This window comes from Ningiella ruwaisensis (assembly GCF_004798935.1).
In the GTDB taxonomy this organism is placed as follows: domain Bacteria; phylum Pseudomonadota; class Gammaproteobacteria; order Enterobacterales; family Alteromonadaceae; genus Glaciecola; species Glaciecola ruwaisensis.
The window spans coordinates 1-701 of sequence record NZ_RAHT01000026.1; the positions used below are offsets into that span (position 1 = coordinate 1).

Below are 701 nucleotides of genomic sequence, written 5' to 3' on the forward strand. Positions count from 1 at the left end.
TGCGACGTTTTTAATGCAGTGCTCACACAGATAGTCTTGTTATAAGAAAGAGTTCAAAAGTAGCAAAGACCTACGAGTTTTATGAATAGGCTTGTAGCTCAGCTGGTTGCAGCCCTGCTCCCCTAATAAAGGGTGGTGAGGTCCGCAGTTAGTTGTGTGAAAACTTTAGGCTTGTAGCTCAGCTGGTTAGAGCGCACCCCTGATAAGGGTGAGGTCGGCAGTTCAAGTCTGCCCAAGCCTACCAGTTAGCTTTTTATCACAAGCACTTGCTTCGCAAGTGGGCGTGTTAATCGGTATTACCTCAAGGATACCTTGCTGACCGATTACCTACTCGCTAAAGTGGTGGCTGTCTGGTTATCGTATGATGCCAACTTGTCACGAAGCGAACTGGTTGACGAATAGGCTACGTAGGCGGGAGTTATTTTTGAAACTGATGTAAGGGGCTATAGCTCAGCTGGGAGAGCGCCTGCCTTGCACGCAGGAGGTCAGCAGTTCGATCCTGCTTAGCTCCACCACTTCTTAGGAAGCGGCCTTATATCAAAAGTGGTTAAAGCCTTAATCTATAGATTCGAATGCGAATTGATAGGTTAGGGTTTTTTAAAGCCTAAAATGTAGAAAGCTTCGCTTCTTACATGTTCTTTAACAATTTGGAAAAGCTGATAATTAGTAATCAATATTTAACGAAAGAGTAATTGGAAAAA

2 tRNA genes are annotated in these 701 nt (G+C 44.1%); both read left to right on the top strand.

Annotation, left to right across the window (positions count from 1 at the left end):
* Positions 1-167 precede the first annotated feature (167 nt).
* Positions 168-244 (top strand) — tRNA-Ile (locus tag D6V41_RS18075).
* Positions 245-439: 195 nt separating this feature from the next.
* Positions 440-515 (top strand) — tRNA-Ala (locus tag D6V41_RS18080).
* Positions 516-701: the final 186 nt, after the last annotated feature.